A 25,600-nucleotide genomic window follows, 5' to 3' on the forward strand; every position below is an offset into this window, starting at 1 on the left:
GCCATCGTGATCGGCGAGGAACCGGGCGGTTCCGAGGTCGAAGAGATCGCCTGTATCAGGTTATGGCTTCGCCATTTGTCAGCATGCCCTCGTCATGCAAGCAGCCGGCCTTTTTCGAGGTAATAACTGCGGGTGCAAAGCGCGCCCAGAAAGGCCTCGTTCTGCTCGACCAGCAGCATGGTCAGCCGCAGCCTGTCGCGCAGCATCAGCAGTGCCTCGACGATCTCTTCGCGGATCGAGGGCTGGATCCCCTCGGTCGGCTCGTCCAGCATCACCAGGCGCGGCGCGGTGCAAAGGCAGCGGGCCAGCGCGAGGATCTGCTGCTCGCCCCCCGAAAGCACCCCGCCTGGACGCTCGGCAATCGGCGCGAGACGTGGGAACAGCGCGATCATCTCGTCGACCCGCGCCAGCGGCTGCCCGCCGGCCAGGCAGGCCGCCTGCATGTTCTCGCGCACCGTCAGGCGCGGGAATATCCGCCGACCCTGCTTGACATAGCCAAGGCCCATCCTTGCACGCCGGTGTATCGGCAGGCGGGTGATCTCGGTGCCGCTCATTGCGATTCTGCCGGCGGTCGCGGGCAAGGCGCCGCCGATCGTCATCAGAAGCGTGCTTTTGCCCATCCCGTTATGGCCGAGGATGCCGACGAATTCGCCCTCGGCAACGTTGAGGGTGATGTCGCGCAGGATCGGGATCTGGCCATATCCCGAATTGACGTTCACCAGATCCAACATCATGCCACCTCTTTTCCCAGATAGGCATCGCGCACGCGCTGATCGGCGAGAACCTGATCGGCCGGCCCCTCGACCAGGACCGCGCCCTGGTTGAACACCGTGATGCTGCGCGCGATGCGACGGATGAAGGTCATGTCGTGTTCGACCACGATGACCGAACAACTGCGGGCCAGCCCGACCAGCAGATCGCCAAGGGCATGGACCTCGTCGCCGGTCATCCCGGCAGCGGGTTCATCCAGCAAGATCAACTCCGGGCGCGGCGTGATAACGGTTGCAAGCTCGACCAGCTGGCGCTGACCATGGGCAAGAATCCCGACCTTTTCGCCGGCCAGGGAACTGATCCCGATCTGCTCCATCACCTCGTCGCTGCGGGTGCGGGCAAGACCGGGCGGCAGAACCCGCTGGGCCGCGAGCATGACATTCTCGCGCACCGTCATCGCGTTGAAGACCGAGGGCACCTGGGTTTTGATCCCCATCCCGGCGCGCGCAATTTTCGCGCTGCCTTGGCCGATGATCGACTCCCCGCGGAACCGCACCTCGCCGGAGGTCGGGCGATACTGGCCTGAAAGCATCCGAAAGAAGGTGGATTTGCCGGCACCGTTCGGGCCGATCAGGCAATGCAGCTCTCCCTCGCGCAGCACGAGGCTGACATCCTTCACCGCGACGACGCCGCCAAAGCGCATGGTCAGGTCGCGGGCCTCCAGCAGATATCCGTCGCTCATTTCGCGTCCTCCCGCACCAGATCAGGCGCCGGGCGCGGCCTTCTTGCAAACGCCAGCGCGTGCTCGCATCCGGCCTGAAGCAGCGGCAGGATGCCTTTGGGCAGCAGGATCACGAAAAGCGTCAGCACCAGGCCCATGATCAGGTTCGGATCCAGCCAACCGCCTGCATTCACTGTGCCCAGCCAGGCCGAAAATGCCATCAGCAGGAAGCAGGCCAGCACCGGGCCGGCCAGCGTCCCCAGCCCGCCGACGATCACCCAGACCAGCAACTGCGAGCTTGTCGTCAGGCTGAACATATTCGGGCTGACGAAAACGCAATTGGCGAACAGCACCCCGGCCAGCCCGGCCAGCCCGCCGGCGATAGTGAAAATCCCCAGCTTATAGAGCCGCGTATCATAGCCCAGAAGCTCGGCGCGCAGTTCATTCTCGCGCAGGGCCACGACGACGCGGCCGAAAAGGGTCCCAAGCAGCAGGCGGCAGAAGATGTAGGACAAGATCAGCGCCAGCACACAGAGCAGATAGATATCCTCGGGCCAGAGCACGTCTCCATTCAGGTCGGTCAGGATCGGGGTCGAGGGAATGCCATTGAATCCCCCCAGTGGAGCGGCCCCGATCTTCCATTCGGCGCCGGATGTCTGGTTGATGAAGCGAAACAGGATCAGCGACAGGACAAGCGTGATCACGCCCAGATAGACATCACCAAGACGCCCCCAGAACATGAAATAGCCGATGGCCGCCGCCACCGCCGCCGCGACAGGGATCGCCAGCAGGGCGGCGATGGTCGTGTCGCCGATATTCAGCGCAAGCACCGCATAGGCATAGCCGCCGATCCCGAAAAACGCGGTCTGGCCAAAGCTGAGGATGCCGCCAAATCCCCAGATCAGTGCCAGCGACAGCGCGAGAATGCCAAAGGCACAATAGATCGAGCCGGAAAGGATCAGCGTCATATCCCCGCTTGAGGGCACGATGAACAGCGCCCAGGCGCTGGCGAGAATCATCGCGACAATGCCAAGACGTGCAGGGGTCAGAAGTGACGTTTTCATTGCGATCTCCGGAAGAACTTGCTGGTGATCCCCTGCGGCAATATCCGCAAAAGCACGACGGCCGCCGCCAGCAATGCGACCTCGGCCAGAACGGGCGTGGCAAGGAAGGTCATGATCACATTGACACCGCCCAGCAGCCCCGAGGCCGACAGCGTGCCCGCGATGATGGCCGGCCCGCCCGAGATCACCGTGATGAAGCATTTCGCGAGATAGGAGGCGCCGATGGTCGGCACTACCCCGGCGATGGGCGCGATCAGCGCGCCGGCCAGCCCGCTCAGCGCCGCGCCGGTGACGAAGGTTGCGCGATAGACGGCGCGCTGATTGATCCCAAGCGAGGCCGCCATCTCGCGATCCTGCATGGTGGCGCGGGCGATCAGGCCGATCCGGCTGTAGCGCATCACCAGATATCCCGAGGCGACCAGAACCAGGGTGACCAGCACCAGAAACAGTTCATAAAGCCCGATGCTGAAACGCCCGACCGAAAGGCTGCCGAAGGGAGTCGATATTCCCGAGACCGAATTGCCGAAGATGACGGTGACAAGACCGATCAGGATCAGGCTCACCCCCCAGCTGGCCAGCATCGTATCGAGCAGCCGGCCATAAAGATGGCGGATCACCAGATATTCGACGATCAGCCCCACCAGCCCCACCAGCAGCGGCGCAAGGATGAAGCAGGAAATCAGCAGCGGCACACCATTTTGCGTGGCGATGACCGCCGTATAGCCGCCCAGCATCAGGAACTCGCCATGGGCGAAGTTGATCACCCGCATCATGCCGAAGATGACGGCAAGACCGGCGCTGATCAGCACCAGGTTCGAAATGCTGATCGCGGTCTGGAAAAGGATAATCGCGATATAGTCCATAGGGCGCTCCCGGTTGCGCAGACGGCAGGATTTCCCCGCCGCACCGCCCGTCTGTCAGGGGCCACGCGGCGGGGCGAGGCATTATTGCGGCGTCACTTCGGCACCTCGACGACATATTGCGTCGCATCACCGGGATTGGCCTTCAGATCGCAGACCGCCAGGGTATCGCTGGGCGGCTGTTGCGAGAAGCTTTCCAGCACGACGTAATTATTGTCGCGCACCTCGGCGATATAGCTGTCGAGCGTGTTGTGATGGGTCTGCGCGTTGATCGTGGTCAGTCCCGCCGGCCCCGAGAAGGAAAGCCCGCTTTCCAGCGCTTCGATCACCGGGTCACGCTCGATGGTGCCCGCCATCTCCACCGCCTTCGCCCAGAGATTGACCGCGTGATAGGTCATGGCGCCGCCCTCGGTGATCGCATCCGCCTTGTCACCGAATTTTGCGTAATATTCAGCCTTGAAGGCTTCGTTCTCCGGGGTCTTGATCCCGTCGAAATAGGCATAAGAGACGATGATACCGTTATGCTCCTCAGGCGTCGTCAGAACCTGTTCGTTGCCGATGCCGAAAGTGGTCGAGGCCATCGGAATCCGGTCCTTCATCCCCGAGGCAAGCCATTGCCGGTAAAAGGCGTTATGCGCACCGCCGACCAGAACCGACATGATAATATCGGGTTCCGCCGCCTGGATCTGCCGGATGGTCGATCCGAAATCATTGACATCAAGCGGGAAGAAATCGGCACGCACCACTTCGCCGCCGTTTTCTTTCACAAATTTTTCGATCCACAGCGCAGTGATCTGGCCGTAATTATAGTCGGCTGCCAGCACATAGACCTTCTTGCCGTTGAACTTCTGCATCACATAGGGAGTGAATTTCTCAAGCGTCTGACCGGGGGTCGAGCCCATGCAGAAAGTGTTGCGGTCACAGACCCCGCCTTCATAAAGCAGGCTGTAGAAATACAACGTCTTGTAGCGGTCAAGCACCGGGCGCATCGCCTCACGCGAGGCCGAGAGGATACCGCCGAAAACCACTGCTACCTTCTGCCGCGTCGCCGCTTCTGTCGCATATTGTGCATAAAGCTGCATATTGGATTGCGGGTCATAGCTGACCAACTCGATCTCGCGCCCCAGCACCCCGCCGGCGGTGTTGAGCTTGTCCACCGCCAGATTGAGGCAATTGATCATCGGCCTACCATAGATATCAATTCCCCCGGAAGCATCGTGAATGCCCGCTACCTGGATTTTACCGGCAGCAGCAAGCGCGGGGCGGGCAATGAACGGGGAAGCAAGAAGTCCGGCGGCCCCAAGGCCAAGGAAGTGTCTGCGCTGCATATTCTTCATGATGGAGTCCCTGTTATCAGTATTGTTATTTCAGAGGAGATTCCGGCAGGCCGGAGTCAGGTTCGCGCGCTGCGGACAGATGTGATGTTCGGAGAACAGGGGCCCGAAGGTTGCGCCGCCCTTTCCCGCAAGGGGCGCAACATCGCATGACAGCACGTTACTGTGCCGTAGCAATCTGGGCTGACCGCTGGCACCTTGTTGTGCCTTTATGCCCTGCGGCATGGGCGTCCGGGACGCCCTTTGCTGGATCGATGACGATGCCAGCTCTGAACCGGCGAAACGAACTGGTGACAATACTTCGAACCTGCTCGTTCAACAGCGCATCGACGAAATCCATCGGATCGGTCAACAGGATTTTCGACCAGGCAGCATTTTTGGCAGCCAGAACTTCGATTGCGCCTGGGAAAGATTAACTGCCGGGCAGCAGACCTGGATTCTGCATACAATTTGCGCGCTTTATGGTCGCCTGCGGGTGCGGCGCGGCCTTGCCAAATCACAGTATATCGCGGTCCCTGCCCAGCCAGATCTTCAGGTAATACAGAGATGACAAAGCGGCTGATTCCATGATCCGCACAAGGCCATTCGCGTATATGTGGTGCAGATCTCGTCTTACAAATAAGCGATCGACTCCTCAGGCCATGCTGCGTCACAGCATGACGGGCATGCGCGCAACATATTGATATGTATTGACTTACATAGGAAATGCGCCAGATTCGCCGCGGCTGAAAAAAAGATCTTGTGGTTTTCGATTTTCTTCGCTTAGTGTTGAAGGACGCGTTCAGCACCGAATGCACAGAATCACCCCGCCCCCGATGCAATGGGTGATCTCCTCTCCCCATGATATAAATTCGCAACGCATGATCAGGCGTATGCAGGACGTAATTCCTCTGTCCTGGCCGGTCATGTCCTGCACAAATCAAAAGGACACTCCCGATGAATATGGATGGAGCGGGCGCCAGTCCGTTGTTGAAGCATGCGCGCGTTCGGCTTGCAATTGATGTTGGTGGAACCTTTACGGATGTTTTCGTGCTGGATGAAAACGGCAATCAGACAGTTGCGAAAGTGCCCAGCACGTCAAACCCGATTGACGCCATTATGAATGGCGCGGAGTCGGCAAATATAGACTGGCACGATGTCGATCTTTTCACCCATGGCACCACGGTTGCAACTAATGCTCTGATCACGCGAAACTTCAAACCTGTGGCAATGGTGACCACCGAGGGTTTCCGCGACGTTCTTGAAATCGGCCGTGGCACTCGTGAAGATCCATGGGACGCATATAAAGAGGGAACTCCCCCCTATGTGCGCCGCCGCGACCGTTTCGCGGTGAAAGAGCGGATCAATTTTCGCGGCGAAGTTCTGGAACCCCTTGACGAGGACCGCGCCCGAGAAATCGCGCGGATCCTGAAAAAGCGCGAGGTTCATGCCGTGGCCGTATGTTTCATCAATGCCTATGTCAATGGCGCGCATGAACAGCGGATGGCAGAAATCCTGTCCGAGGTTCTGGGGCCGGATGTGGCCATTTCGACCTCGCATGAAACCCATCCCGAGATCTTCGAGGATGACCGATTCTCGACCACCGTGGCGAATACGATCCTCGCCCCGATCATCCGCCCCTATGCCCGCGATATCGACCGCCGCACGACCGGAGCCGGATATGAGGCCGATGTGCTGCTACTGCATTCCGGCGGCGGCGTGATGACACCTGCCACCGCCGAGAAATATGCCGCGCGTCTGGCGGCATCGGGGATCGCGGCGGGGGCCATCGCCAGCAAATATTTTGCCGAGCTCTGCGGCTACCAGAACTCCATCGGCCTCGATATGGGTGGCACTTCGGCGGATATCTCGTTGGCCGAGGCAGGCAATATCCGAATGACCGACAAATGGGAGGTCGACTGGGGCCATCCGATCTGCTTCCCTTCTATCGAAGTGCTGACCATCGGCGCGGGCGGCGGCTCGATCTCCTGGCTCGACAAGGCCGGATCGCTGCGCAACGGGCCGCAATCGGCGGGGTCTGTTCCCGGCCCTGCCTGCTACAAGGCGGGCGGCGCCGAGCCGACCAATACCGATGCCAATATCATCCTGGGCCGCGTCGGCACCGCGCTGGCGGGGGGTAAGAAGGCACTCGACCGCGATGCCGCGCTGGAGGCGATGGCCAAAATCGCCGATCCGCTGAAGCTCGATCTGGTCGAGGCGTCGCTGGCGACTTTGCGCGTTGCAAATGCCAATATGGCCGATGCGGTGCGGCTGATCTCGATTGCCCGCGGCCATGACCCGCGCGACTTTTCGCTGGTGGCGTTCGGCGGCGCAGGTCCGTTGCATGGTGTTGATATTGCCAGAGAACTCAACATCCCTGTCGTCATCGTGCCGCCCAATCCCGGGGTGACTTCGGCGGTGGGCTGTATGCTGGTCGATGTGCAGCATGACGTCACCCAGATGTATTTCGAGGATGCGGCCAGCGCGAAACCCGAAGAAGTCGAAGCCGGGTTCCACAAGCTGGAGATGGAGGGCCGCGACCGTCTTGAACGTGACGGCGTGAAGGCGGGCGACATGACCTTCCAGCGCTTCATCGACATGCGCTACCGGGGCCAGTGGCGCTCGCTCGCGGTGCCGGTGCCGGGGGAAATCACCTCGATCAGTGAGGCTCTGGCGATCTTCCACAGCGAATATGAAAAGGCCCACAACTTCCGCCGCGAGGATTTCCCGGTCGAGATCTACCGCCTGACCGTGCGCGCCATCGGCGTCACGCCGAAGCCCTCTTTCCCCAAGATCACCATCGACCCCGATGCGAAAGCGGTTCCCAAAGGCACCCGTGAGGCCTGGTTCCACGACCACCCGACCGCACTGACCACCGCGCTTTACGACCGCGAGACCCTGCCGGCCGGCGTCACGATCAAGGGCCCCGCCATCATCGACCAACTCGATTCCACTACCGTCATCCCGCCGGGCGACACGGCTTATATAGACGAATGGCTCAACATCCAGATCAGGCTCGGCGCGGCATAAGCGCTCTCTCCCAAACTATAGGAGGATCCCGGCATGACCGGCAAAAAACAATCCCTCAGCCTTTCCGACAAGGGCATCCAGTTCCCGCCGCCGCCAGATCAGCGGATGACCGAGTTCAAATCGCAGCTTGACCCGATCACTTTCGAGGTGCTGCGCAATGCCTTCGTCAATATCGTTGACCAGATGGCCGAACAGCTTTTGCGCACCTGCTATTCCTTCGTGATCTATTGCCGCGATTTCTCATCTGGCCTCAGCGATCCCGATGGAAATCTGGTGATGCAGGGCACCGGCGATATCGCGGCCCATGTCGGCACGCTGCATTACACCTGCAAGGCGGTGATCGAGGATTTTGCGGGCGACATCCATCCCGGTGACGTCTTCATCGTCAATGACCCGTTCCGCGGTGGCAGCCATTTCAACGATACCCGCATCCTGCGCCCGATGTTCTATGAGGGCGAGTTGATCGGCTGGTCCCAGGCCAATGGACACTGGGCCGATATGGGGGGGGCAACACCCGGCTCGTTCAACATCACCGCGCTGGATCATATGGGCGAAGGGCTGCGCATCACGCCGACCCGTGTCTGGAGCAAAGGCGTCTGGCTGGAAGACGTGGCGAAGATGATCGCCAACAACACCCGCAATCCGGGCGATGTGATCGGCGATATGCAGGCCCAGGCCGAGGCGACCGCCGTCGCCGAACGCGAGATCCTGCGGCTTTGCGGCAAATATGGCGTCGAGACCATTAAGATCGCCTTCCGCGAGGTGCAGGACTGGGTCGAGGTGCTGATGCGCCAGCGCCTTGCCGAACTTCCCGACGGCACCTGGTATGCCGAGGATTATATCGACCAAGACCCCAAACTCGAAGAGGGCCTGATCCCGATCAAGATCAAGTTCACCATTGAGGGAAATCACGCACATTACGATCTTTCCGGCTCGCATCCACAGATCTCGACGTTTCTGAATGCGGCCTATGGCGGGTCTTTCGCGGGGATCGTGGCGGGAACAAAATACCAGTTCCCGGATCTGCCGCTGAACTCCGGCCTCTACCGCGCGGTAACCGTCAATGTCGGCGAACCGGGCACCGTGGTGAATGCGGACTGGCCCAGCCCCTGTGCCGGGTTCTGCTCCGGCCCGTTTGAAAAGCTGATGAACTCGGTATTCGGGCTCTGGGCCGATATCATGCCCGAACGCACCATGGGCTGCGCCTTCAACCTTGAATATCTGCTGGTCGGCGGGCGTGATACCCGTCTTCAGGGCAAGCCTTACTTCATGTGGTATGACTGGATGGCGGGCGGCTGGGGCGGCCGTAACGGGCGCGACGGGTTCAACGCCACCGCGCCGGTCTTTGGCGCGCAATACGGAATCCAGCCGCTGGAGGGCCAGGAGCGGCTCGCGCCGGTGCTGACCAAATGCCATGATTTCGTGCAGGATTCCGCCGGCCCCGGCGAGGCGCGTGGTGGGCTTGGCGCCGAAAAGGGCGGCTCGGTTTTTGAGGGCGAGCGGATCGTCGTCTCCTATTGCTGCGACCGCGAGCGCTCGGTCACCTGGGGCATGTGGGGGGGGCTGCCCTCGATCCCGCATGGCGTCTGGCTGAACAAAGGCACCCAGAAGGAACGCTATCTCGGTTCGATCTTCTCGAACCTGCCGATCGAGCTGGACGATGTCTTCACCCGTCCCTCGGCCGGGGGCGGCGGTGTCGGCGACCCGCTGCTGCGCGATCCGGCCCTGGTCTGCGAGGATGTCGCCGACGAATATGTCAGCCTAGCGCGGGCCCGCATCGACTATGGCGTCGTCATCCGCGTCATCGACGCCGATCTCGCGCGCTTTGAGGTCGATGAGACGGCGACTCTGGCAGAGCGGGCCCGTATCGCCGCAGCGCGTCCGGGTTGGCTGGACGAGGATGCGGCGGCCATCGCGGCACGTTACCGCGCGGGCGAGATCACCGAGATGGACTGTGTCCGGCAATATGGCGTCATCCTGGACTGGGGCAATGGCGAGTTGCTGGCCAACACCACCCGCCAGTTCCGCGAGATGATGAAGCGCCGCGTCTTGCCCTATTGGGGCAAGACACTCGCCGTGCTGAGCCTTGAAGCGAAAGAGCGGGTTCATCTCGCGGCGTGACGGCATCCCGGCGGAAATGCCCAAAGAAAAGGCGGGCGGGCAGTGTCGCCCGCCTCGCATCGGCCCCCGCCGGCACTGTTTCTTGCCTCATTTGCAGGGGGTGCCTAGCATTCTCCATGCGGCCCGAAACATCAGTGCCAGCGGGTGGCTGAACTCCTGATCACCGCATTCTCAGAAGGAAAAGGCTGCACGACATGAGAAGAGATGACCCGGTCCGTATCGGAGTTATGTTCTCGAAAACGGGCTGGACCGCTCTGACAGAGAGAAGCATGCTGGCCGCCAGCTCCTTCGCGATCGAGGAAATCAACCAGTCCGGCGGCATCAACGGCCGCGAGTTGGTGCCGGTTTACCGCGATCCGGCCGGTAAGCCTGCGGCCTATCAGGCCATGGCGGCCGGTCTGCTCTCCGAAGGCCAGGTCAAGGTGATCCTGGGCTGCTACACGTCCAGCCAGCGCAAGGCGGTCCTGTCGGTCCTCGATAAGGAAGCGGGGCTGCTATGCTATCCGGCGCAATATGAAGGATTTGAATATTCAGAGAGTATTCTCTATTTCGGGGCGGTTCCGAACCAGAACAGCCTCTTCCTCGCGCAATATCTTCTGAAAGACCACCCGCCGCGTCTGTATATCGTCGGATCGGATTATGTCTGGCCCCGTGAATCCGGCCGGATCATGGGCGACCTGATCAGGTCGGGCGGCGGAGAGATCCTGGGTGAAACCTATCTCGGCGAAAAGGCAACCGCGGAAGAGTTCGACGCTCTGCTCAAAGAGATCATAGCGCTGCGGCCGGATGTGATTTTCAACAACTTCGTCGGCCAGTCCAATCTGGATTTCTACAGCGCCTATGTCAGCAATGGCCTTGATGCCGGCAGGATCGGGGTGGCAAGCCTGACGACCAGCGAAGCGGACCTTGAGGCGATCACCAGTGGGGCGGCCGAGGGCCACATCACCGCCGCGACCTATTTCGCCTCGCAAACCAACCCGGCCAATATTTCGCTGCTGAAACGATACAGGACCGCGCGGGGAGAGGCGGTCCCGGCGAATATGTGCTGGGACGCGGCCTATGCCCAGACTCATATGGTGGCGCAGGCCATGCGGAAGGGGCGCACCGACAGTATCCGCTCGATCCGGGCCGGGATTCTGGATGCCTCGTTCGAGGCCCCCCAGGGCCGGATCGCGATAGATCCCTCCAATCTGCATTGCTATGTCTGGCCGAAAATCGGCGTCGCGCGCGCCGATGGCCAGTTCGACATCGTCGCGGAAACAGAGACTGCCATTCGCCCCGACCCTTACAGGACGACCTATTCCCTTGGCAGCGAAGACGAAGTCGCCAGTGCGATGACGCCCCATGCCGCGGAATGGACATAAGTGTCCGAACCGACGGAAGGACGATCAAACCAGGCAAAGGCTTTCAGGACAAAGGGATCTGAGATGCATGTTGGACGGAGCGAGCCTTTTGTCGAAGATAAGGAGCATCCCGTCCTTATCAAAGACTTGCGGCTTCTGAAGATCCTTATTGTCCAGCCCGAAAATGGCGCCGATCAGGCATTGCGCTCGCATCTGGAACGGATCGGCTGTCAGGTGCAGGAAATCTGGCCCCCGCCTGTCTCATATGACCAGACCACAGACATTGTTTTTGTCATGCTTGACCGCCTTATCGAAAGCCGGCTCTCCTTCACCTGGCAGGCCGAGAACCCATCCGCAGTGCTGATCGCGGTGATTGATTATGAGAACCCGCTTTCGATTGACCGCCTGCTGCATATGCGGGTCAATGCGGTGATCGGGCTACCGATCCGGCCTTTCGGGATCCTGACCAACCTGCTGGCGGCGGTCAATAATCACCGCCGGGAAAGACGGTTGCGGCAGAACCTGGTCCGGCTTCAGGCAAGGCTCGACTCATGCCGCATCATTGAGCGCGCCAAGCTGGCAATCATGCTGACCGACAGCCAGTCGGAGAAAGAGGCATACGGGATGCTGCGGCAACTGGCCATGAAGCGGCGCACCACGGTGGATATGGTCTCGGGCGAGTTGCTGGCCGGGCTGAACTGGCGCGAAGGTGAGAGCGCGCTGCCAGGTGATGAATGAACGCGGATAGGGCCGGTGACACCATAGACCGATCATCATCCCGTCACGGCAGAAATGCGCAACGGCGGCCGGCGTGACGGGAACGCGGTCATTCAGGGCTGCTGACCAAGGCGGAAAGACTGCAATATAAGGGCTTCAGGCACCGCCAGCACAGCAATCAGATGATAAGCAAGATGGCGGGCGCGACCTGCCGCTCCAGGCCCGACCGCTTTCATTCCCGCGCGAACATGCTGCCGCCGCAGAGCATTTGGCACGCAACGCGCTGCCCTTCGCGCTGATGGCGGCAAAGACGGGCTGAAAGCGTTTCGCCGGTTGCGCTGGCCGGTCCTGGCTTTTGCCGGACAGGGTCCGGGCTGGTCGATGCCGCCGATGTGTTCGCATGGCGTCAGGCCGCTGGCTTTTCCCATATGCGCCTTGCTTGACCTCCGCACCCGTCGGGCGGAACATGGGCAGGCAAGAAATGGAAGGCATCGGCATGGCGGAAAACAGCGAAACGGCGCAGGTGCGGCTGGTTCAGAACCCCCATGCCGTGCATGAGGTGCGCGAACGCAACCTTGAGGTGGCCATCGGCCGTCAGGTGCGCGAGTTGCGCAAGCGCCAGCGTATGACCGGCACCGATCTGGCGGTGCAGACCGGCCTTTCGGTGGGCATGCTGTCCAAGATCGAGAACGGCGTGATCTCGCCTTCGCTGAACACCTTGCAATCGCTGGCCAATGCCCTGCGGGTGCCGCTGGTGCAGCTGTTTTCCGGCTATGAGGAACCGCGAGGCGCCATGCATGTGAAGGCCGGAGAGGCGGTCGAGATCGAGCGGGCGGGCACCCGCGCGGGCCACCAGTATCATCTGCTGGGCCATATCGGCTCGAACAGTTCGGGGGTGGTGGTCGAGCCTTACCTGATCGTGCTGACCACGCAAAGCGACCGCTTCCCCACGTTCCAGCACGACGGAATCGAGATGCTGTATATGCTGGAAGGGCGCGTGGACTATCGCCACGGCGACCAGATCTATGAACTTGAACCCGGCGACAGCCTGCTGTTCGACTCGGATGCCCCGCATGGGCCGGAAAATCTGCGCGAACTGCCCGCACGCTACCTGTCGATCATCTGCTATCCGCAAAGCGCCTGACCAGGTTCCGCCCGCCGGTTGTGCAGATCGCGTTCTGACGGGCCATTCCCGCCTATCTTTTAGGCGTCATCTCTATGAGCGGGAATAATTATCCGACAGCAAAAATTATACTGGAAGGAAATCTAGTTTCTTTTTAGTTAATCCGTAACGGCCTCGTGCCGGATCTGAGCGGAGAAAGCTATGTGTGGCATCGTTGGCCTGTTCCTTAAGAAGGAAGACCTGCGCCCCCGTCTGGGCGCGTTGTTGACGGATATGCTGATCACCATGACCGACCGCGGCCCCGACAGTGCCGGGATCGCGATTTATGGTGACGAAGGCATCGGGTTGAAGATGACCATCCAGTCCGACACGCCCGCCACTGCCTTTGCAGGGCTGGAAGGCGCGCTGGAAGAGGTTCTGGGCCAGCGCGTCGCGATGCGGGTGGTCGACACCCATGCCGTGCTGACCCTGCCCGCGGATGCCGAAGCGGCCACCCTTGCCTTCATGACCGAACGCGGCATCCGCGTCATGGGCACGGGCCAGTCGATGGAAATTTTCAAGGAAATCGGGCTGCCCAAGGATGTGGCGGCGCGCTTCGGCCTGCGGCGGATGGCTGGCAGCCATGGGATCGGTCACACCCGCATGGCAACCGAAAGCGCCGTCACCACGCTTGGCGCGCATCCGTTTTCGACCGGCGACGACCAATGCCTGGTGCATAACGGCTCGCTTTCCAACCACAACCAGATGCGCCGGGTGCTGACCCAGAAGGGCTTTGCCCCGAAAACCCAGAACGACACCGAGGTTGCCGCCTGCTACATCAGCTCGCGCCTGGCCGAGGGCGCCAATCTGGGCGAGGCGCTGGAAGGCACGCTGACCGACCTTGACGGCTTTTTCACCTTTGTCGTCGGCACCAGGAACGGCTTTGGCGTCGTGCGCGATCCGGTCGCCTGCAAGCCCGCCGTCATGGCCGAAACCGACGACTATGTGGCCTTTGGCAGCGAATACCGCGCATTGGCCAACCTGCCCGGGATCGACACCGCCCGCGTCTGGGAACCCGAACCCGCCACCGTCTATTTCTGGGAACGTTGATCATGCAGACCATCGACATGACCACCACGCCGCTGCGCGAGATGAACGCGGCATTGCAGGCCCAGGCCAAGACCACGAACCAGACCGCCTGGGAAATCATCAACCCCAAGGGCGCGCATGCCATCGCCGTGGGGCTGGATGCGCCGATCGAAGTCACGGTCAAGGGCTCGACCGGATATTACTGCGCCGGAATGAACAAGCAGGCGACGGTCAAGGTCACCGGCTCGGCCGGGCCGGGTGTTGCGGAAAACATGATGTCGGGCACCGTCATCATCGAGGGCGACGCCAGCCAGTATGCCGGGGCCACCGGGCAAGGCGGGCTTCTGGTCATCAAGGGCAATGCCAGCTCGCGCTGCGGGATTTCGATGAAGGGCATCGACATCGTGGTGCATGGCAGCATCGGCCACATGTCGGCCTTCATGGCGCAATCGGGCAATCTGGTGGTGCTGGGAGATGCGGGCGATGCGCTTGGCGACAGCCTGTACGAGGCGCGGCTGTTCGTGCGCGGTTCGGTGAAATCGCTGGGCGCGGACTGCATCGAAAAAGAGATGCGGCCCGAACATATCGAGATCCTGCGCCATCTGCTGGATCGCGCAGGCGCCGATGCACGGCCCGAAGAGTTCAGGCGCTATGGCTCGGCCCGCACGCTTTACAATTTCCACGTCGACAATGCGTCGGCTTACTGAAGGTCAGGGCCATGGAAAAGAAAATCCCGCAGACGGTTCCGCGTCAGTCCTGGACCTTCTCGAACGAAGTGAACTCGGAAATCCGCCGGGCGGCGGCGACCGGCATCTATGACATCCGCGGCGGTGGCGCCAAGCGCCGCGTGCCGCATTTCGATGACCTTCTGTTTCTTGGCGCCTCGATCAGCCGCTATCCGCTGGAAGGCTATCGGGAAAAATGCGCGACCGATGTGGTCCTGGGCACGCGGTTCGCGAAAAAGCCGATCCACCTGAAGATCCCGGTTACCATCGCGGGCATGTCGTTCGGCGCGCTGTCGGCCAATGCCAAAGAGGCGCTTGGCCGGGGCGCAACCATGGCGGGCACCTCGACCACCACCGGCGACGGCGGCATGACCGAGGAAGAGCGCGGCCATTCCGAAACGCTGGTTTATCAATATCTACCCAGCCGTTACGGCATGAACCCCGACGATCTGCGCCGCGCCGATGCGATTGAAATCGTGGTCGGCCAGGGTGCAAAACCCGGCGGCGGCGGCATGCTTTTGGGCCAGAAGATCACCGAGCGCGTGGCCGGCATGCGCAACCTGCCCGTAGGCATCGACCAGCGGTCGGCCTGCCGTCACCCCGACTGGACCGGGCCGGACGATCTGGAAATCAAGATCCTGGAACTGCGCGAGATCACCGGCTGGGAAAAGCCGATCTATATCAAGATCGGCGGCGCGCGTCCCTATTACGACACCGCGCTGGCGGTGAAGGCCGGGGCCGATGTGGTGGTGCTGGACGGGATGCAGGGCGGCACGGCCGCCACGCAGGACGTGTTCATCGAAAACGTCGGCCAGCCGACGCTTGCCTGCATCCGCCCGGCGGTAAAGGCGTTGCAGGATCTGGGCATGCACCGCAAGGTGCAGCTGGTCGTGTCGGGCGGTATCCGCACCGGCGCCGATGTGGCCAAGGCTTTGGCCCTGGGGGCCGATGCGGTCGCCATCGGCACGGCGGCACTGGTTGCGCTTGGCGACAACGACCCGCATCTGGAAGACGAATACCGGAAGCTTGGCACCACCGCAGGCGCCTATGACGACTGGCATGAAGGCCGCGATCCGGCGGGCATCACCACCCAGGACCCGGCACTGATGGCGCGGCTCGACCCGGTCGAGGCGTCGCGGCGGCTGCGCAACTATCTGGCCGTGCTGACGCTGGAATGCCAGACCATCGCGCGGGCCTGCGGCAAAAGCCATGTCCACAATCTGGAACCCGAAGACCTTTGCGCCCTGACCATCGAAGCCGCCGCCATGGCCGGTGTTCCGCTGGCCGGCACCAACTGGGTGCCGGGTCAGGGCAGCTTCTAATCCGACGACCAGAGGGCGGGACATTGTATCCCGCCCCGCTCAGTTTCTTCTCTTCCAACGGGGACAGTCCACATGATCGACCTTGCCGGTTTCGCCCGCGAAAAGGGTGTGAAGTATTTCATGATTTCCTATACCGACCTGTTCGGTGCGCAACGGGCCAAGCTGGTGCCCGCGCAGGCGATTTCCGATATGCAGGGCGACGGTGCGGGCTTTGCGGGCTTTGCCACCTGGCTGGACCTGACGCCCGCGCATCCCGACATGCTGGCGGTGCCCGACACGGCTTCGGTCATCCAGCTGCCGTGGAAAAGGGATGTGGCCTGGGTCGCGTCGAACTGCATCATGGCCGGGGGCGGCCCGCTGGATCAGGCTCCGCGCAACGTTCTGACCCGGCTGGTGGGCGAAGCCGCCGGCATGGGGCTGACGGTGAAAACCGGGGTCGAACCCGAGTTCTTCCTGCTGACGCCCGAGGGCACCGGAATCTCGGACCCCGCCGATACGGCGGTCAAACCCTGCTATGACCAGCAGGCGGTCATGCGCCGCTATGACGTGATCGCCGAAATCTGCGACTACATGCTGGAACTGGGCTGGGAACCCTATCAAAACGACCACGAGGACGCGAACGGCCAGTTCGAGATGAACTGGAAATACGACGACGCCATGGCCACGGCCGACAAGCATTCGTTCTTCAAGTTCATGGTCCGCTCGGTCGCGGAAAAACACGGGCTTCGGGCCACCTTCATGCCCAAGCCGATCATGGGCCTGACCGGCAATGGCTGCCATGCCCATATCTCGGTCTGGACCGCAGACGGCAAGAACGCCTTCGCCGACGACACCAAGGAACTGAGCCTGTCGGATCAGGGTCGCCATTTCCTGGGCGGCATCATGAAGCACGCCTCGGCCCTGGCAGTGATCACCAACCCGACGGTGAACAGCTATAAACGCATCAACGCGCCGCGCACCGTTTCGGGCGCGACCTGGGCGCCCAACACCGTCACATGGACCGGCAACAACCGCACCCATATGGTGCGCGTGCCCGGCCCCGGCCGCTTTGAACTGCGGCTGCCCGACGGGGCGGTCAATCCCTATCTGTTGCAGGCCGTGATCATCGCCGCGGGTCTTTCGGGACTGAAGTCCAAGGCCGATCCGGGCAAGCGCCATGACATCGACATGTATGCCGAGGGCCACACCATCAAGGATGCGCCCAGGCTGCCGCTGAACCTGCTGGATGCAATCCGCGCCTATGATGCCGATCCGGGGCTGAAGGCGGCGATGGGCGAGGACTTCTCGGTCGCCTATCTGAAGATGAAGTCACAGGAATGGAACGCCTATACCGCCCACCTATCCCAGTGGGAGCGGGATAATACCCTGGATATCTGACGGATTCCCGGACACCTGCGATGGGCGGGCACTATGCGCGCCTGTCGCTGACGCCCGATCCGGGTGCCCCCAGCCCTTGCAGCCTGCGCTGCCCCGGCGGCACACCGAAGGCTTGCGCAAAACATCGGCTGAAATGCTGGACGGTGGAAAATCCGGTCATCCCGCTGATCTCGGCTATCGCAAGCGCGGAATGGAGCAGAAGTTCATCCGCCTTTTCCAGCCTCAGCCTTCGGTAGAACTCCATGATGGACAAACCGAAATGGCCGGAAAAGCGTCGCTGTAGCTGCCGCAGGCTACACCCGGAAAGCTCGGCAAGCTGTTCGGGGGACAGCGGATCCGCGACATGCGAGCTCATCAAGCGCACTGCCGCCTCAAGTATAGGGTGGTGCAGGTTGTAGCGTCTGGCTGGATCCAGTTGCTGCGGCTCGCTTGCGGTGCGGACGCGGGAATGGATGAACCAGTCCCCCACCTCGCGGGCGAAAGCGGCGCCCTGTCGCGTGGCGATCAGGGCACACATCATATCAAAGGACGAGACGCCCCCGGCACAGGTATAGCGGTCGCGGTCGATAACATAAAGCGCACGCTCGATCAGCAGGTCTGGAAGAAGCTCCTCCAACTCCTCGATATGCAGCCAATGGACGGTGAAACGCCGTCCCCCCATCAGCCCATATCGTGCAAGCACCGCCGACCCGCCCGAGATGCCGCCCAGCTTGACCCCGTGCCGTGCAAGCTGGCGCAGGTGACGCGCCACCTCTGGATCGTCCTGTTGCAACGGATTGCCACCCGCGACGGTGAACAACAAATCCAGAGTCAAAGGCGCATCACGCAATGCCGCACAACTAAAGCCACCCCCGGCAGAGGATGGAACGAACCTTTCTTCGGCGGCAAAGTAGCGCAGCCGATAAAGCTCGGATCCGGCAAGCTGGTTGGCGGCACGCAAAGGCTCGACCGCCGAGGCCAGCGACATCAGCGCATAACCGGGCAGCAATAAAAAACCGATCTCCATGGCCTTCATCATAAATCGGCAGGGGTGGCGCAACAAGATAAGAAAGTGTCTGTCCTGGATAAAGTATGCCGCTGCTATCGACCCTATTTTGGCGAGGTCGTTTTCGCACGGGGTCGCACATGCGTTTCTCAGCACTTAAAGTCATCTCCGAGGCTTTTCGGGGCCATACGGGCTGGAAACCGCTGTGGCGCGACGCCGAACCGCAACCCGCCTATGATTATGTGATCGTGGGCGGCGGGGGGCATGGGCTGGCGACGGCCTATTATCTTTCCACCGCCTTCCGGCAGGCGCGGATCGCGGTGCTGGAAAAGGGCTGGCTGGGTTCGGGCAATATCGGGCGGAACACGACGATCATCCGCTCGAACTATCTGCTGCCGGGAAACGAACCCTTCTACGAGTTTTCTATGAAGCTGTGGGAGGGGCTTGAGCAGGAGTTCAACTTCAACGCCATGGTCAGCCAGCGCGGGATTTTGAACCTGATCCATACCGATGGTCAGCGCGATGCCTATCGGCGGCGCGGCAACGCGATGCTGCTGGCGGGGGCGGATGCGGAACTGCTGGACCAGGAACAGGTCCGGGCGATGGCGCCGTTCCTGAACTTCGACAATGCGCGCTTTCCGGTCAAGGGCGGGCTGTTGCAGCGCCGGGCGGGAACCGCGCGCCATGACGGCGTGGCCTGGGGCTATGCGCGCGGGGCCGATCTTGCCGGGGTGGACCTGATCCAGAACTGCGAAGTCACCGGCTTTCGCATCGAAAACGGCGCGCTACGCGGCGTCGAGACCTCGCGCGGTTATATCGCCGCGGGCAAGGTCGGCGTGGCGGTGGCGGGCTCGACCGGCCGGGTCATGGCCATGGCCGGGATGCGGATGCCGATCGAAAGCCATGTGCTGCAAGCCTTCGTCAGCGAGGGGTTGAAGCCCGTCATCGACGGCGTGATCACCTTCGGCGCCGGGCATTTCTACGTCAGCCAATCCGACAAGGGCGGGCTGGTCTTTGGCGGCGATATCGACGGCTACAACTCGTATGCGCAGCGCGGCAACATGGCGGTGATCGAGGATGTGGCCCAGGGCGGCATGGCCCTGATGCCGATGATCGGCCGGGCGCGGCTGTTGCGGGTCTGGGGCGGCATCATGGACATGTCGATGGACGGCACGCCGATCATCGACAAGACCCCGGTGCGGGGCCTCTATCTGAACGCGGGCTGGTGCTATGGCGGCTTCAAGGCCACGCCGGCCTCGGGCTATGCCTTCGCCCATCTGCTGGCCACCGACACCCCGCATGACACCGCCCGCCTGATGCGCCTGGACAGGTTCGAGCGCGGCTATCCCATCGACGAAAAAGGCGTGGGCGCGACGCCCAACCTGCATTAAGGCCCCGACATGTTGATCCCCCATCCCCTTCTTGGCCTGCGCGATGCGTCCGAGTTCACCTATCTGGGCGATGCCGCCCTGCTGGACCGCCCCGACGGCATGGCCGAGGGCGCGGCGACGCGGTTCCATGAATATGTCCACCTGCGCGACAATCCGGCCGGGCTGCACCGCGAGCTTTGGTTCCACGAACAGGGCGACCGTAGCTGGCTGGTCGTGACCCGCGACACGCTGACCCATGAAATTCTTGGCGCGGAGCTTGCGCGTAACGTCAAGCTGAAGGGCGGTGCGGCATGACCCGTCTTTCCGGCGGCCTGATCGACCGCGACCGCAGCCTGGATTTCCAGTTCGACGGGCGCAGCTATACCGGGCATGACGGCGACACGCTGGCCTCGGCGCTCTTGGCCAACAATGTGCGGCTGATGGGCCGCAGCTTCAAATATCACCGCCCGCGCGGCGTGTTCACTTCTGGCTCCGAAGAGCCCAACGCCCTGGTGGAACTGCGCAGCGGCGCCCGGCAAGAGCCGAACACCCGCGCCACGGTCATCGAGCTGTTCGACGGGCTGATGGCCCGCAGCCAGAACCACCTTGGGCCGCTAAGCTTCGACCTGCTGGCCGTGAACGACCTGCTGTCGCCCTTTTTCGCGGCGGGGTTCTATTACAAGACCTTCATGTGGCCCAAGGCGTTCTGGGAAAAGCTGTATGAGCCGGCGATCCGCCGCGCGGCGGGGCTTGGCAGCCTGTCGATGCAAGCGGACCCCGATGCCTATGACGCGGGTTTCCTGCATTGCGATCTGCTGGTGATCGGCGCCGGCGCGGCGGGGCTTGCCGCCGCGCTGACCGCCGCCCGCGCCGGTGCCCGTGTGATCCTGGCCGATGAGGACTTTCGCCTGGGCGGCCGGTTGCTGGCCGAGCGCGATCCGCTGGACCGTCCGGCCACCGAATGGATCGCGGCGCTTGAGGCCGAATTCGCCGCCCTGCCCAACCTGCGCGTCATGCGCCGCACCACCGTCTGGGGCGCCTTCGACCATGGCGTCTATGGCGCGGTCGAGCGCGTCTCGGACCATCTCGCCACGCCGGGCAAGCGCGTGCGCCAGACGCTGTGGCGCATCACCGCGAAACGCGCGATCCTCGCCACCGGCGCGACGGAACGCCACATCCCCTTTGCCGACAACGACCGCCCCGGCGTGATGCTATCGGGCGCGATGCGGGCCTATGCCAACCGCTGGGCGGTCAGCCCGGCGCGGCGCGTGGCGATCTTTACCAACAATGACGACGGCCACCGCACCGCCCGCGACCTGCTGGCCAAGGGCGTCGAGATCGCCGCCGTCATCGACGCGCGCGGCGAAACGCCGCGCACGGATTACCGCACCATCTCGGGCCAGGTCACCGGCACGCGCGGCCGGCTGGGCCTGACCCGGATCGAAGTCACCGCGAATGGCCAAAGCGAATGGCTGGATTGCGGCGCGCTTGGCGTCTCGGGCGGCTGGAACCCGAATATCCAGATCGCCTCGCACCATCGCGGCCGGCCGGTCTGGGATCCGGGGCTGCAAGCCTTTCTCGCCGGTCCCGGCGGCCCGGCCGGGCTGGTCCCGGCGGGCGCGGCGGCCGGCCAGGGCAGCACCGCGCAGGCGCTGGCATCGGGCGCAGAGGCCGCCGTCGCGGCGCTGTCGGATCTGGGCATGACCGCGCATCCGCCGGATCTGCCGCAGGCCGAGGACAGCGCGATGAACCTTTCGCCGCTTTGGCACGTTCCCGGCAAGTCCCGCGCCTGGGTCGATTTCCAGAACGATGTCACCGTCAAGGACATCAAGCTGGCGCATCAGGAAAACATGCGCCCGGTCGAGCATCTGAAGCGCTGGACCACGCTCGGCATGGCCACCGACCAGGGCAAGACCGCGAATGTCACCGCCATCGGGGTGATGGCGGAACTGACCGGGCAAGGCATGGCCGAGACCGGCACCACGATCTTTCGCCCGCCCTATACGCCGGTCGCGCTGTCCGTGCTGGGCGGCGGCGATACCGGCGAACACTTCCGTCCCCGCCGCCTGACCCCCACGCATGAATGGGCCAAGGCGCAGGGCGCGGTTTTCGTCGAGGTCGGCCAGTGGATGCGGGCGCAATATTTCCCGCGTCCGGGTGAAACCACCTGGCGCGAGACCGTGGACCGCGAGGTCCTGGCTACCCGCGCCGGCGTCGGCATCTGCGACGTGACCACGCTGGGCAAGATCGACGTGCAGGGCGCGGATGCAGGCGAATTCCTGGACCGGATCTATGCCAATGCGATGAAATCGCTCAAGGTCGGCATGGTCCGCTATGGGTTGATGCTGCGCGAGGACGGCTTTGCCTGGGACGACGGCACCTGCGCCCGGCTGGGGGAAACGCAGTATGTCGTCACCACCACTACCGCCAATGCGGGCGCCGTCTATCGCCACATGGAGTTCTGCCGCCAGTGCCTTTGGCCGGAACTGGATGTGCAACTGATCTCGACCACCGACGCCTGGGCGCAGATTTCCGTCGCCGGCCCGAATGCCCGCAAGCTGCTGGAGCGGGTGGTGGACGGGTTCGACCTCTCGAACGAGGCGTTTCCCTTCATGGCCTGCGCGGGACTGACCGTCTGCGGCGGGCTGCGGGCACGGCTTTTCCGCATCAGCTTCTCGGGCGAACTGGCATATGAGATCGCGGTGCCCGCACGCTATGGTCATGCGCTGATGGCGCGGCTGGTCGAGGCGGGCCTGGACCTGGGCGCCACGCCCTATGGCACCGAGGCGCTTGGCGTCATGCGCATCGAAAAGGGCCATGCCGCCGGCAACGAACTGAACGGCCAGACCTCGGCGCAGATGCTGGGCATGGGCCGCATGGTCAGCACGAAAAAGGACTCGATCGGCGCGGTGATGTCGCGGCGCGAGGGGTTGATGGCCGACGCCCGCCGGCTGGTCGGGCTGCAACCCGTCGATGCCGCCGACCCGGTGGTGGCGGGCTCGCACCTGTTCACCGAAGGCGCGGCGCAAAGCACCTGGACCGATCAGGGCTGGATCACCTCGGCCTGTTTCAGCCCGCATGTCGGCCGCGCCATCGGCCTTGGCTTCCTGGAAAACGGCGATAAGCGGATGGGCGAAACCATCGTCGCCGCCAACCCCCTGCAAGGCCAAAGCGTGCGGCTGCGCGTCGTCCCGGCCCATTTCGTCGACCCCGAGGGAGGACGTGTCCGTGCCTGAACTGACCCCGATCTGCGCCCTTGGCGGCACCGCCCCGCAAAGCCGCCGCATCGGTGCGCTGACCCTGACCGAAAACGCGGGCCTTGGCCTGGCCTCACTGGCGCTGCGGCGCGGGGCGACGGCGCCCGACCTGGGCCTGTTGTCGCTGCCCGGCCCCGGCGGTTGGGCGGCGGGCAAGGGCATCAGCGCCTTCTGGACCGGCCCCGATCAATGGATGGTCGAATTCCCCGGCCGCGCCGATCAGGACGTGGCGGCGCTGATCTGCGACTCCGGCCTTTCGGTCACCGAACAGACCGACGGTTTTGTCGCCTTCGAGATCGAGGGCCCCGCCCCCGCCCTGGTCGCCCTGCTGGAAAAGCTGGTCAACCTGGACGCCGGCCGCTTCGCCCCCGGATCGGCCACCCGAACGGGCCTTCATCACATGAGCGTCTTTGTTATCCGCCGTGCTGAAACCCGGCTGACCGTGCTTGGGATGCGCACGGCCGCCGGCACCATCTGGCACGCGCTGGTCGAGGCCGCCCAACGGCAGGAGGTGACCACATGACCGCGATCATCGACGGCAAGGCGTTTTCATCGAATATTCGCATCCGGGTCGCGGATCATGTCGCCTGCCTGAAGGACAGGCATGGCCTTGTTCCCGGCTTGGCGGTTGTTCTGGTGGGTGAGGATCCGGCTTCGGGTGTCTATGTGCGCAACAAGGGCATCCAGACGCGCGAGGCGGGGATGGCGAGTTTCGAGCACAAGCTTCCGGCCGAGACCTCGCAGGAGGTGCTGCTGTCGCTGATCGGGGGGCTGAACGCGGATCCGGCGGTGCATGGGATCCTGGTGCAACTGCCGCTGCCGGCGCATCTGGACGCCGAGGCGGTGATCAACGCCATCGCGCCGGAAAAGGATGTTGACGGCTTCACCATCGGCAATGTGGGCCGGCTCGGGACGGGGCAGAAGGCGATGGTGCCCTGCACGCCGCTGGGGTGCGTGATGATGCTCAGGGACCGGCTGGGCGACCTGTCTGGGCAGAACGCGGTGGTCGTGGGGCGCTCCAACATCGTGGGCAAGCCGATGGCGCAATTGCTCTTGGCCGAGAATTGCACGGTGACCGTCGCCCATTCGCGCTCGCGCGATCTTGCGGCGATCTGCCGCGGCGCCGATATCCTGGTCGCGGCCGTGGGCAGGCCAGGGATGATCCGGGGGGATTGGATCAAGCCCGGCGCCACGGTGATCGACGTGGGCATCAACCGCATCGTGGAGGGAGGCAGAAGCCGGCTCGTGGGGGATGTGGACTTCGAGGCGGCCGTCCAGGTCGCCGGCGCCATCACCCCGGTGCCGGGGGGCGTCGGGCCGATGACCATCGCCTGCCTTCTGGCCAATACGCTGACCGCTTGCTGCCGGATCAGCGGCCTGCCCGATCCTGCATGGCCTGGCTGAACCGGGGCCGGGGGGCTTTGCCCCCCAGGTTTTTCCGACCCCTCAATGGGGTCGGGAAAACCTTCCCCCCAGGATATTTGCACAAGAAAGAAGCATGGGCCCTGGCCCGCAGTGGAGCGCCTGATGACCAAATACTGCCTGACCGTCACCTGCCCCTCGACCCGCGGGATCGTGGCGGCGATCTCGACCTATCTGGCCCGGCAGGGCTGCAACATCACCGATTCCAGCCAGTTCGACGATACCGAGACAGGCCGCTTTTTCATGCGCGTCAGCTTCCTGGCCGAAACGGGGGTCGGGGTCGAGGCGCTGCGCGCGGGCCTGGCCGAGGCGGCGTCCGAGTTCAGCATGGATTATGCCATCCATGACGAGGCCGAGAAGATGAAGGTGGTGATCATGGTCAGCCGCTTCGGTCATTGCCTGAACGACCTGCTGTATCGCTGGCGGATCGGGGCGCTGCCGATCGACATCGTGGCGGTGATCAGCAATCACATGGACTATCAGAAGGTGGTGGTGAATCACGACATTCCCTTCCATTGCATCAAGGTCACCAGGGACAACAAGCCCGAGGCCGAGGCCCGCATCATGGCATTGGTCGAGGAGACCGGGGCCGAGCTGATCGTCCTGGCGCGCTATATGCAGGTGCTCTCGGACCAGATGTGTCGCCGGATGTCGGGGCGGATCATCAACATCCACCACTCGTTCCTGCCGAGCTTCAAGGGCGCCAACCCCTATAAGCAGGCCTATGAGCGCGGCGTGAAGCTGATCGGCGCGACCAGCCATTATGTCACCGCCGATCTGGACGAAGGCCCGATCATCGAGCAGGACACCATCCGCGTGACCCATGCGCAATCGCCCGAGGATTACGTCAGCCTGGGCCGCGACGTGGAAAGCCAGGTGCTGGCCCGTGCCATCCACGCCCATATCCACCGCCGGGCTTTCCTCAACGGAAACAAGACCGTCATCTTCCCCGCATCGCCAGGAAGCCATGCCAGCGAAAGAATGGGCTGAGCGAAGAAGAAGCCGGGGCTGGAACAGAACCCTTCCGCCGGGCTATCCTGCCCCACGGCCCGATCCCGTTTCGGGCCGGAA

At 63.0% G+C, this 25,600-nt stretch carries 23 protein-coding genes; 17 read left to right on the plus strand and 6 right to left on the minus strand.

Going from position 1 to position 25,600, the window contains the following annotated elements; translation table 11 throughout:
• Nucleotides 1-92: 92 nt before the first annotated feature.
• From QM682_RS11095 to QM682_RS11115, 5 genes are all read right to left on the minus strand, one after another.
• Entirely contained in the window at nt 93-734 is a 642-nt protein-coding gene (locus QM682_RS11095) for an ABC transporter ATP-binding protein (protein WP_415129688.1), read from the minus strand.
• The gene (locus QM682_RS11100; RefSeq protein ID WP_415129690.1) at nt 731-1,453 is read right to left on the minus strand and encodes an ABC transporter ATP-binding protein; all 723 of its coding nucleotides are present in this window, start codon (nt 1,451-1,453) and stop codon (nt 731-733) included. Before QM682_RS11100 ends, QM682_RS11095 begins: the two co-directional genes overlap by 4 nt.
• Nucleotides 1,450-2,496, minus strand: coding sequence for a branched-chain amino acid ABC transporter permease (locus tag QM682_RS11105; RefSeq protein WP_415129692.1), 1,047 nt, complete (start codon nt 2,494-2,496; stop codon nt 1,450-1,452). Before QM682_RS11105 ends, QM682_RS11100 begins: the two co-directional genes overlap by 4 nt.
• Complete coding sequence (locus tag QM682_RS11110; protein ID WP_415129694.1) at nt 2,493-3,359, minus strand: ABC transporter permease subunit; 867 nt, start codon at nt 3,357-3,359, stop codon at nt 2,493-2,495. The genes QM682_RS11105 and QM682_RS11110 overlap by 4 nt, the downstream gene beginning before the upstream one ends.
• A gap of 92 nt (nt 3,360-3,451) precedes the next feature.
• Entirely contained in the window at nt 3,452-4,537 is a 1,086-nt protein-coding gene (locus QM682_RS11115) for an ABC transporter substrate-binding protein (protein ID WP_415129696.1), read from the minus strand.
• A gap of 36 nt (nt 4,538-4,573) precedes the next feature.
• Here QM682_RS11115 and QM682_RS11120 point away from each other — a divergent pair, with 36 nt between their 5' ends.
• The 11 genes from QM682_RS11120 (at nt 4,574) to glnT (ending at nt 17,495) form a co-directional block, all read left to right on the plus strand.
• Nucleotides 4,574-4,843: a hypothetical protein gene (locus tag QM682_RS11120; protein ID WP_415129698.1), complete on the plus strand. Its 270-nt coding sequence runs from the start codon at nt 4,574-4,576 to the stop codon at nt 4,841-4,843.
• A gap of 70 nt (nt 4,844-4,913) precedes the next feature.
• Nucleotides 4,914-5,240 (plus strand): hypothetical protein, encoded by a 327-nt coding sequence (locus tag QM682_RS11125; protein ID WP_415129700.1) that lies wholly within the window; start codon nt 4,914-4,916, stop codon nt 5,238-5,240.
• 386 nt (nt 5,241-5,626) lie between these two features.
• Nucleotides 5,627-7,699 (plus strand): hydantoinase/oxoprolinase family protein, encoded by a 2,073-nt coding sequence (locus tag QM682_RS11130; RefSeq protein ID WP_415129703.1) that lies wholly within the window; start codon nt 5,627-5,629, stop codon nt 7,697-7,699.
• A 33-nt stretch (nt 7,700-7,732) separates the two neighbouring features.
• Nucleotides 7,733-9,820, plus strand: coding sequence for a hydantoinase B/oxoprolinase family protein (locus tag QM682_RS11135; protein WP_415129705.1), 2,088 nt, complete (start codon nt 7,733-7,735; stop codon nt 9,818-9,820).
• Nucleotides 9,821-10,014: 194 nt separating this feature from the next.
• Nucleotides 10,015-11,184: a transporter substrate-binding domain-containing protein gene (locus tag QM682_RS11140; protein WP_415129707.1), complete on the plus strand. Its 1,170-nt coding sequence runs from the start codon at nt 10,015-10,017 to the stop codon at nt 11,182-11,184.
• Nucleotides 11,185-11,247: 63 nt separating this feature from the next.
• Entirely contained in the window at nt 11,248-11,901 is a 654-nt protein-coding gene (locus QM682_RS11145) for an ANTAR domain-containing response regulator (RefSeq protein WP_415129708.1), read from the plus strand.
• 475 nt (nt 11,902-12,376) lie between these two features.
• Nucleotides 12,377-13,024, plus strand: coding sequence for a helix-turn-helix domain-containing protein (locus QM682_RS11150; protein WP_415129710.1), 648 nt, complete (start codon nt 12,377-12,379; stop codon nt 13,022-13,024).
• Between the two features lie 180 nt (nt 13,025-13,204).
• On the plus strand, nt 13,205-14,092 hold the full coding sequence (locus QM682_RS11155) for a class II glutamine amidotransferase (protein WP_415129712.1): 888 nt from the start codon (nt 13,205-13,207) through the stop codon (nt 14,090-14,092).
• Nucleotides 14,093-14,094: 2 nt separating this feature from the next.
• A complete protein-coding gene (locus QM682_RS11160; protein WP_415129714.1) occupies nt 14,095-14,778 on the plus strand; it encodes a protein GlxC in 684 nt (227 codons plus the stop codon).
• Nucleotides 14,779-14,789: 11 nt separating this feature from the next.
• Nucleotides 14,790-16,118, plus strand: coding sequence for an FMN-binding glutamate synthase family protein (locus tag QM682_RS11165; RefSeq protein WP_415129716.1), 1,329 nt, complete (start codon nt 14,790-14,792; stop codon nt 16,116-16,118).
• A gap of 72 nt (nt 16,119-16,190) precedes the next feature.
• Nucleotides 16,191-17,495 (plus strand): type III glutamate--ammonia ligase, encoded by a 1,305-nt coding sequence (glnT, locus tag QM682_RS11170; protein WP_415129718.1) that lies wholly within the window; start codon nt 16,191-16,193, stop codon nt 17,493-17,495.
• A 31-nt stretch (nt 17,496-17,526) separates the two neighbouring features.
• Here glnT and QM682_RS11175 read toward each other — a convergent pair whose 3' ends face one another.
• The gene (locus QM682_RS11175) at nt 17,527-18,636 is read right to left on the minus strand and encodes a GlxA family transcriptional regulator (protein ID WP_415129720.1); all 1,110 of its coding nucleotides are present in this window, start codon (nt 18,634-18,636) and stop codon (nt 17,527-17,529) included.
• Between QM682_RS11175 and QM682_RS11180 the strand changes: the two genes are divergently transcribed.
• The 6 genes from QM682_RS11180 to purU all read left to right on the plus strand — a co-directional run bounded on the left by QM682_RS11180 (nt 18,621) and on the right by purU (nt 25,519).
• Complete coding sequence (locus tag QM682_RS11180) at nt 18,621-19,871, plus strand: sarcosine oxidase subunit beta family protein (protein ID WP_415129722.1); 1,251 nt, start codon at nt 18,621-18,623, stop codon at nt 19,869-19,871. The genes QM682_RS11175 and QM682_RS11180 overlap by 16 nt on opposite strands.
• Nucleotides 19,872-19,880: 9 nt before the next feature.
• Entirely contained in the window at nt 19,881-20,165 is a 285-nt protein-coding gene (locus QM682_RS11185) for a sarcosine oxidase subunit delta (RefSeq protein WP_415129724.1), read from the plus strand.
• The gene (locus tag QM682_RS11190) at nt 20,162-23,086 is read left to right on the plus strand and encodes a sarcosine oxidase subunit alpha family protein (RefSeq protein ID WP_415129726.1); all 2,925 of its coding nucleotides are present in this window, start codon (nt 20,162-20,164) and stop codon (nt 23,084-23,086) included. Before QM682_RS11185 ends, QM682_RS11190 begins: the two co-directional genes overlap by 4 nt.
• Nucleotides 23,079-23,630 carry a sarcosine oxidase subunit gamma gene (locus tag QM682_RS11195; protein ID WP_415129728.1) on the plus strand — a complete coding sequence of 184 codons (552 nt, stop codon included), beginning with the start codon at nt 23,079-23,081 and terminating at the stop codon, nt 23,628-23,630. The genes QM682_RS11190 and QM682_RS11195 overlap by 8 nt, the downstream gene beginning before the upstream one ends.
• Nucleotides 23,627-24,511, plus strand: a complete 885-nt coding sequence (gene folD / locus QM682_RS11200; protein WP_415129730.1) for a bifunctional methylenetetrahydrofolate dehydrogenase/methenyltetrahydrofolate cyclohydrolase FolD — start codon at nt 23,627-23,629, stop codon at nt 24,509-24,511. Before QM682_RS11195 ends, folD begins: the two co-directional genes overlap by 4 nt.
• A gap of 123 nt (nt 24,512-24,634) precedes the next feature.
• Nucleotides 24,635-25,519, plus strand: coding sequence for a formyltetrahydrofolate deformylase (gene purU / locus QM682_RS11205; RefSeq protein WP_415126237.1), 885 nt, complete (start codon nt 24,635-24,637; stop codon nt 25,517-25,519).
• Nucleotides 25,520-25,600 lie beyond the last annotated feature (81 nt).

Source organism: Paracoccus sp. (in: a-proteobacteria), assembly GCF_047605025.1.
Taxonomy (GTDB): domain Bacteria; phylum Pseudomonadota; class Alphaproteobacteria; order Rhodobacterales; family Rhodobacteraceae; genus Paracoccus.